Source organism: Porticoccus sp., assembly GCA_023261185.1.
GTDB classification, from domain to species: Bacteria; Pseudomonadota; Gammaproteobacteria; order Pseudomonadales; family Porticoccaceae; genus Porticoccus; species Porticoccus litoralis.
Genome location: JALRJN010000035.1, coordinates 1 through 8,386, shown reverse-complemented (window position 1 = coordinate 8,386; position 8,386 = coordinate 1). Strand labels below are relative to the sequence as shown.

5 protein-coding genes are annotated in these 8,386 nt (G+C 54.0%); all 5 read right to left on the bottom strand.

The window, feature by feature from the left end:
• Positions 1-512: transglutaminase N-terminal domain-containing protein (locus ACYZYZ_RS02760; protein WP_461483173.1), on the bottom strand; the 512-nt coding region annotated here is incomplete at its 3' end.
• 10 nt (positions 513-522) lie between these two features.
• The gene (locus ACYZYZ_RS02755; RefSeq protein WP_461483172.1) at positions 523-2,928 is read right to left on the bottom strand and encodes a circularly permuted type 2 ATP-grasp protein; all 2,406 of its coding nucleotides are present in this window, start codon (positions 2,926-2,928) and stop codon (positions 523-525) included.
• A gap of 2 nt (positions 2,929-2,930) precedes the next feature.
• The gene (locus ACYZYZ_RS02750; protein WP_461483171.1) at positions 2,931-6,284 is read right to left on the bottom strand and encodes a transglutaminase family protein; all 3,354 of its coding nucleotides are present in this window, start codon (positions 6,282-6,284) and stop codon (positions 2,931-2,933) included.
• Positions 6,285-6,444: 160 nt separating this feature from the next.
• Positions 6,445-7,146 carry an ion transporter gene (locus tag ACYZYZ_RS02745; protein ID WP_461483170.1) on the bottom strand — a complete coding sequence of 234 codons (702 nt, stop codon included), beginning with the start codon at positions 7,144-7,146 and terminating at the stop codon, positions 6,445-6,447.
• Positions 7,147-7,171: 25 nt separating this feature from the next.
• Positions 7,172-8,065, bottom strand: coding sequence for a BRCT domain-containing protein (locus tag ACYZYZ_RS02740; RefSeq protein ID WP_461483169.1), 894 nt, complete (start codon positions 8,063-8,065; stop codon positions 7,172-7,174).
• Between the last annotated feature and the right edge of the window lie 321 nt (positions 8,066-8,386).

The window sequence follows — 8,386 nt, the reverse complement described above, 5'->3', positions numbered from 1 at the left end:
GTTTCCACGGTAGTGGCCTCAGGGTCATAGCGCATGTCTTTATAGAGAGCCTTACCGATGATCTTGATCGCATCGAGGACGCTGACATCAGTGGCCAGCAACTCTTTGGCATATTTGGTGGTTAAGGCTTCTATGGGCACTCTCAGGGAGGGTCCCAGAAAATGGTGGGGTGACCAGGGGCCCACATCCTGATATGCCCCAATTTCCTTGTTCAGCTCCGAAAGGCGAGGGGACATATTCAGGTAGGCGATGCTGTCCATGCGTTCGATGCGAGCCTGGACGGAAAAGGTGATCTCCCGGTGCAGGTCGAGAAATGCCAGTTCCACATTGTTATTACCAAAAAAATCCACCCGATTGATCCATTCATCCGGTTTTGGACGCACGGTCAACGTGCCGGCTACCAGTCGCTGTTCGCCGGGCAGGTCGGCGGGAACCAGCCGAACGATATGGCGGCTGGCATTGGCGTCGTTGTCGTACTTGTAGGTTATTTTCAGGCTGATGTCGTAGAGCATTCCTATTGCCTTAACGCAGGTATGACGCACTGAGGTGATCAGACAGGCTCGCAATCTCGATCCCCAGATCATACAGAGCCGAACTGCTCAGGGTTTCCGGAGTATGCAGTTCCAGGCTGGTATGGGTCTGCAGCATGGTGCGCTGCAAGGGGTTTAATTGCCTATTCTGGTCACTGTTGGGTAGAAAGTTGATATGGCTGGACATATCGTTGAGTTGATAAATGATGGCTCTGGGGTTCAGTGGGTCCAGGGCCAGCAGGTCGATGACGGTTTCGCGGTTGGTGGCAACGGCGTAACGTCGGCGGTGGGTCATGGCACTGTCTGCCACTTCAATGGCCATGTCCAGGCAGCCATCGGGTGCATGTTCATGGGTGAAGGACGACAGCATGTTGGTCAGTGAGAGGGCTCTTTCGAGACCTCGACCAATGCTGAGGAAGCGCCAGCTGGTGAAGCGATACATGTTTTCGTGGATCAGACCGGAGAACCCTGACAGTTTGCGGAGCAGTATGCTCATGGCCCTTGCCATATCATCGCCCGGGGTCACAGTCTGGGTCATATTGCGGACAGTTTTCACCAGGTCATGCAGTGCCAGCCAGCCATCGACGGAGAACCGGTCCCGGACCTGGCCTGCAGCATAATTGGCAGATGCCAGGGTGTTAACCACGCTGGTGGGCAGCCCTTCTTCGACATCAGTGTCCATCTCTTCCAGGAACTCAGCCAGGTGCTCCAGCAGGGGGGTCAATTCTGACCCGGACTCAGCCAGGCGAATATGATAGGCCCGCAAGAGGCGAATGGTGTGTTCGGCGCGTTCCACATAGCGACCGAGCCAGAAGAGGTTGTCTGCGGCGCGACTGGGCAGTACGCCGGGTTGTTGGCGGGTAAAAGGCCCAGTGGAGGAGCCAAGCATGGTTTCCGTTGGCACCGACTCCTTGCTCATTACCCAGACGTCGGCGACTGAACCGCCTCTCTGCAACGCCAGGGCCGCAGAGTGACTGGATGGCCCAATGCGGGCGAAGCCCCCGGGCATTACCTGCCAGCCGTCCGGGGTTCGCACCAGGAAAACCCTCAGGTTCATTGGTCTTGGCACCAACCGGTCGCCATCAAAGGCGGGGGTGGTGGAGAGCGTGACGGCTTCCTGGCCAACCAAATGCTGTGCGCCATCATCAATCCATGAGTCAATGGTTTGTTTGATGTCGCGATTGAATGTTCCGGCTACAGCGGACACATCGTCCAGGTCAAACGGCGGACGGGTGGCATAGGCACTGCCAATGGTCATTCGCTGAGCATTTTCCTTAACGTAATTCCGTTCCTTGGCTTGCCCGCACCACCAGGTGGCGATATTCGGCAGCATCAGTGGTTGCCCGGTAAGGGCTCTACAGATACGGGGCAGGAAAGCGAGCAGGGCGCGGGTTTCCAGCACGCCGGAACCCAGGGCGTTGACCATGGTGACATTTCCGGAGCGCACGGCCCCCAGCAGGCCCGCAGTTCCCAGCCTGGAACTTTCATCGAGCTCAAGGGGGTCGGCCCAGTTGGCATCGAGGCGGCGCCAGAGCACGCTGACCGGACGAAGCCCGGCGACAGTGCGGACCATCAATTGACCATTGCGCACGGTCAGGTCTTCACCTTCCAACAGCATAAAGCCGAGGTAGCGGGCAATGTAGGCGTGCTCGAAGTAGGTGTCGTTCATCGGCCCAGGTGTCAGGATGCCTACACGGCTACCCTCATCCTCCCGCAGCCCCATCAGGGCATCGCGGAAAGCGCGAAAGAATCCTGCCAGTCTGAAAACTTTTGCCCGTGCATAATGGTCTGCATATACCCGGGTGGTGGCGATACGGTTTTCCAATGCAAAGCCAGCACCGGACGGGGCTTGGGTACGGTCGCCGATGACCCACCACTCTCCGTTGGGGCCACGCCCGATATCAAACGCTACAAAATGCAGGAAATGACCGGATGCCGGTTTGACACCAACCAGGGGGCGCAGCCATTCGGGGTTGTTGGCGACCAGGGCGGCGGGTAGGTGACCGTTGGCCACCAGCTTGTTTTCGCCGTAGATATCGGCCACTACCTGCTCGAGTAGTTCGGCTCTTTGAATCAGCCCGCCGCTAATGTGCTTCCATTCTTCTTCGTCGATCAGCACCGGCATGTGACTCAGGGGCCAGTCTCTCTCGGCGGCATCTTTTGTGCCGTACTGACGATAGAAAACCCCGGCATCGGCCAGGTATTGGTCTGCGCGAGATTTGCGCAAGGCAATTTCTTCTGGCGTCATCCGCGCCACTGCGTCGATCAGACTGCTCCAGACAGGGCGAATGGCTCCGTCGGGGCCAATCAGCTCGTCGGGCACGTCCTTCATGGCCCGGTAGCCCGCCAGCAGGCTGGCTACCGGATCATTCGTGGCTCTTTTGCCTTGTTGCGACATTTCTACAGTCCGGGAGGCCGTCTCAGGTCCAGCGTCATCGGAAACTCACGGTGGGGGACTTCCGGCTGGGGCATATACGTGCCGGGAGTATGGCCATTTGCCTCAAATCGTGCAAGGCGTCTGGCCTCTGCTTCGTTGCCATTCACCGGGAATGTTTCGTAATTGCGGCCACCGGGATGGGCGACGTGATAGACACAACCTCCCAGCGCCCGGCCGCTCCAGGTATCGAAGATATCGAAGGTCAGTGGCGCATTGACGGGCAGTACCGGATGCAGAGCCATCGCAGGCTGCCAGGCCTTATAGCGAACCGCACCGACTGCAACACCCGGCGACGTGGTTTTGGTCATCGGTACCCGGCGCTGGTTACAGGCCACCACATATCGACCGGGATCAGAGGTAGTAAGTTTGACCTGCAGCCGCTCAACAGAACTGTCGGTATAGCGCACTGTGCCACCAATGGCACCGGTTTCACCGAGTACATGCCAAGGTTCGAGAGCCTGCCGCAATTCCAGATGCACGCCTTCATACTCCACTTCGCCGCAGAAGGGGAATCGAAATTCCTGCTGTGCTTCGTACCATTCAGAACGGAAATCAAAGCCGTGCTCTTTCAGGTCGCGAAGTACTTCCAGGAAATCCTCCCAGATAAAGTGAGGCAGCATATAGCGATCGTGCAGACTGGTGCCCCAGCGTGTCAGTTCGCCGCCAATGGGGGACTCCCACATGCGTGCAATCAGTGCCCGGATCAGCACCTGCTGGGCCAGGCTCATTCGTGGGTCCGGCGGCATTTCAAAGCCTCGGAATTCCACCAGGCCAAGCCGTCCCATGGGGCCATCGGGGGAATAGAGCTTGTCGATACAGATTTCTGCCCGGTGGGTATTGCCTGTGACATCAATCAGGATATTGCGTAGCAGCCGGTCCACCAGCCAGGGTTGTGGTGGTACTCCTTCTTCAGGGCTGGTGATTTGCGACAGGGCAATTTCCAACTCATACAGACTGTCGTGGCGAGCCTCGTCAATTCTCGGGGCCTGGCTGGTTGGCCCGATGAACAGGCCCGAGAATAGATAGGAAAGACTCGGGTGCCGCTGCCATTGCAGGATCAGACTTTTCAGCAAGTCGGGTCGGCGCAGGAACGGGCTGTCCATGGTCGTAGCACCGCCGACAACCACATGGTTGCCGCCGCCGGTACCGGTGTGGCGGCCATCAATCATGAATTTCTCTGCCCCCAATCGCGTCTGGCGGGCTTCTTCGTAGATCGCTTCGGTGGTTGCCACACATTCTTCCCAGTTGTGGGAAGGATGAATGTTAACTTCGATAACTCCCGGATCTGGCGTCACCTTGATAACGTTCATGCGCGGATCATCTGGGGGTGAGTAACCCTCAATATGTACCGGTAGTTTTAACTTCTTGGCGGATTTCTCTGCCACATCCACCAGCTCAAGGTAGTCCTCAATCCGCTCCACCGGGGGCATGAAGATACAGAGTCGACCATCCCTGGGTTCAACAGACATGGCGGTGCGCACAAAGCCACCTTCCAGTTCACCCATGGCATGTTGTTCTACCCGATCGGAATGGGGTTCGTTGGGTGAAAATGAGGCCCTGGGTTGCGGCCTTCCGGGCTGTTCGCCCTCCGGCATATCCTCGTCTTTGAATTCCGGTAACGGTTCCCGGTGTTCCGTGGGATCGGCAACATTGGTGTAGGGGTATTGGGACGCCGTTAAATAGGGAAGGGTCTCCAACGGTAAGCGGAAACCCACCGGGCTATCGCCGGGAATCAGGTATAAATGTTCGCGCCGGGTTTTCCAGCGCTCTGACCGCCATTTGTGGCCGCCACCTTTGGCGCGGGATTGCCAGCACTGAATGGGCAGTACATAACCTGACGGCACATTGAGTCCGCGCCCAAAGACCCTGGCAATGCGGTGCCGCTCTTCCGGGTTTTTCAGCTTGGAGTTGGCGGCGGTAACATTTTCCGGCAGGTTGCCCTCTTTGATAATCCATTCTGCCGGGTCCTCATAAGCTGGCTGTACATAGTCGGGGCTCAGTTCCAGCCTTTTTGCCATATCCTTCAGAATGCGCTCGGCATTTTCGGGTGTGGCCTTGTCTCCGGGACCATTTTCCTTGGCAATCAAGTCAGCATCACGCCAGATCGGTTTGCCATCGCCGCGCCAGTATAGGGAAAACGTCCACCGTGGCAGCGATTCGCCGGGATACCATTTGCCTTGCCCGTAGTGCAGAAAACCGCCCGGGGCAAAGCGATCGCGAAAACGACGGATAAGCTGGTCGGCGAGTATGCGTTTGGTGGGGCCAATGGCGTCGGTGTTCCACTCCGCGGACTCAAAGTCGTCGATGGACACAAAAGTGGGTTCACCGCCCATGGTCAGGCGGACGTCGCTTTTTCCAAGCACGGTATCCACTTTCTGACCCAACTTATCCAGGGCCGCCCAGGATTCTTCAGAAAAGGGCTTGGTGATACGGGGGTGCTCCGACACCCGCTCGACAGTCATATCGAAATCGAACTCTACCTCGGCATAACCCACCATGCCGGAAATGGGCGCGGCATTCTTGTAATGGGGGGTCGCCGCCAGGGGGATGTGGCTTTCCCCTGTAAGCAGGCCTGAGGTGGGATCAAACCCGATCCATCCTGCGCCGGGTATGTAAACTTCGGTCCAGGCGTGCAGGTCCGTGAAGTCGTGATCCGTGCCAGCCGGGCCGTCCAGAGACACCAGATCTGGTTTTAACTGGATCAGGTAGCCGGACACAAAGCGGGCCGCAAAGCCCAGGTGTCGGAGTACATGCACCAGCAGCCAGCTGGTATCCCGGCAGGAGCCTATGCCCAGTTCCAGGGTTTCTTCGGGAGTTTGAACGCCGGGCTCCATGCGGATTACGTAGTTGATTTCCTTGGCCAGACGGGCGTTGAGCTCCACCAGGAAATCCACGGTATTTTTGGGCGACCTGTCGATGCTGTCCAGGAAGGCCTTCAGTCGTGGCCCGGCCCGTCCCGGTACGCGATAAATCACCAGGTCTGGCCGGATATCGGTGTTGTAATGAAATGGCCACTCTTCTGCACTTTCTTCCACGAAAAAATCGAAGGGGTTGTAGACCGTCATATCGGCTACCATATCCACTTCGATTTTTAATTCCGTGATCGGCTCTGGGAACACATAACGAGCCTGCCAGTTGCCGTAGGGGTCCTGCTGATAATTCACGAAATGCTCGGCTGGGCTGATTTTCAGGGAATGAGATATCACCCGTGTGCGGCTGTGGGGCGCTGGTCGTAGCCGAATGATTTGCGGGCCGACGGTGACTGGCCTGTCATAGATGTAGTGGGTGAGGTGGTGAACAGCAGCCTTAATGGACATAACGGTTTCTCAAAGCTCTGGAGGGGGACCTGAAGAGACTTACACATTTCCCGTAGATGCACAATTGCAATCTGGTTTGAAGGCCGCGTTATTACTGGGGTTTCTGGGAGGTATTCCTGTGGGTAATTTTGTTGGTGGGGTAGGGTGGTTCAGGGGAGGATTACTTTGTTTGATTGCGGACTGAAGCTAAAGCCGATGCAATGATCCCTGTAGGAACGGCTACTATTCCCAACCCCAAGAACAACACGCAAAAAGTGAACAGGCGTCCCGGTATCGTTACTGGGTAGATGTCGCCGTAACCAACGGTAGTTAGTGTAGACACAGCCCACCATAGGCTATCAAATATTGATCGAAACTGTTCAGGCTGAGCAGCGTGTTCAAAGTGATAGATGCCCATTGCCGATAGATAAAGCAGAATAAGAGTAGATAAGCCAAATAGCACCAGCTCTTCTTTGGCTATCCAGATAGCTTTTCCAATCCTGTCTATGGCTGCATTGTAGCGAGACAATTTTAAGACTCTAAACAGCCGCATAAACCTTAGAGCACGCAAGGCTTGTAAGCTAAGAGCGCCAGAAAGGTAGAAAGGTAAAATTGCGAAAAGGTCAACGATGCCATAGAAGCTGAAGATATATTTGGTTGGTTTGTCCGTTAAAACTACCCTCAATAAGTATTCGACCGAGAAAATAGAGACGACAAAAATCTCAATACTAGAAAGTAGGGCATATGTCCCTGGAGATAAGTCAGGTAGGGTTTCAATAGAATATGAAATAAGTGATACCAGAATTAGAAACTGAATAAAAAAATCGAAAAGTCGACCCTTAAGTGTTTCTGATCTGAGAATGATTTCTTTTAGAGTCTCCATTTATGGATTAGTCCCCAATTCTCACTTATATGAACTTCAACCAAGTCTCTTCTGTGATGATGATAAGGGGCACTCCTTCTGCGCGAAGTTTGATGGCTTTCTCTATCTTTCGCCCATGACTACTAAATCTCCAGTCTCTACTAGCGAGAGTCCCAATTACTACAGCTGTGATGTCTTTGGATATGCTGCTTTTTACGGAAGCGCCTAGTTGTTGCGCTTTGGTTTCAACAGTGGACCTGGTTCCAGAGATGAACTTTCCTGTGAAACAAATGCGCTGCCCCTTGTGTTGGAAGTTGTCTAGATCTTCTCCAAAAAAATCTGTTGACATACCATGAGCTATCCCCGTTTCTTCAAATCTTTGTCCGGAAATTGACTTGATGATTTCTAGGAGATCTGCCCTTTCCTCAGGCGAAATAAGCCCATCAGCGAGAATATTTTCGATCCGCCTAGCCAACATACATCCTGGCCACTCTTCAAGAGTCTCCTTATTGTATTTTAGCCAGTCGCGTAGAGAATAAATTTCTGTATCGTTCAAAATGCTATCTGCAGCAATACCGGATAAAAAACCAAGAAGCTGATTTATTTGGTCTTCAACAGGGGCTTGTTCGAGTCGGCGGTATTCAACAATATCATGAATAAGAAGGTTTAGTTCTTTCAGGGCTGAAGAGGTGATGATTCCGTCTTCGAATATGTCTGTCATTAGTTCAATGAGGTCTATGACATCGCCATCGTCAGCGATAGCTCTTTGTGACTTCAGCCAGCAGTCGAGAAACAACAATTCTTGTTCGTTAAATCGGCTATCAGCAATTACGCCCTGTAGGACCCCCATTAATCCAAAAATTGCCTTTTCGCGATTTCTACGCTGGTTAATTCGTTGGTTTAGTAGTTGGCTATCTCTGTTTAGTGGGGGAGTTTCCACTTCAAAATTCCTTTTATAAATTCAGTGAATTAGTCCTTTGATGAGTTTTTAGCGTCTTACTGAGTCAATGTCTAGTGACATCTATAGATAGTTGTTTCTAGCGGAGAAGGGGTATATCGGGAAAATGCTTAAAGTAGATACTAATTGGTATTGGTGAGAGAGAGGATTGACTCAAAACGGCTTTTGGCCATTTTGACCCCTTTGGGGCTGCGCCGCGATGCGGCTTGGTCCAAACGCTCCCACGTGTGGCGAACCTCTTACCGGTTCGAACACTGTTGGGCTTATCAAACAAAGTACCCGGCACACGGCCGGGTTTTTTGG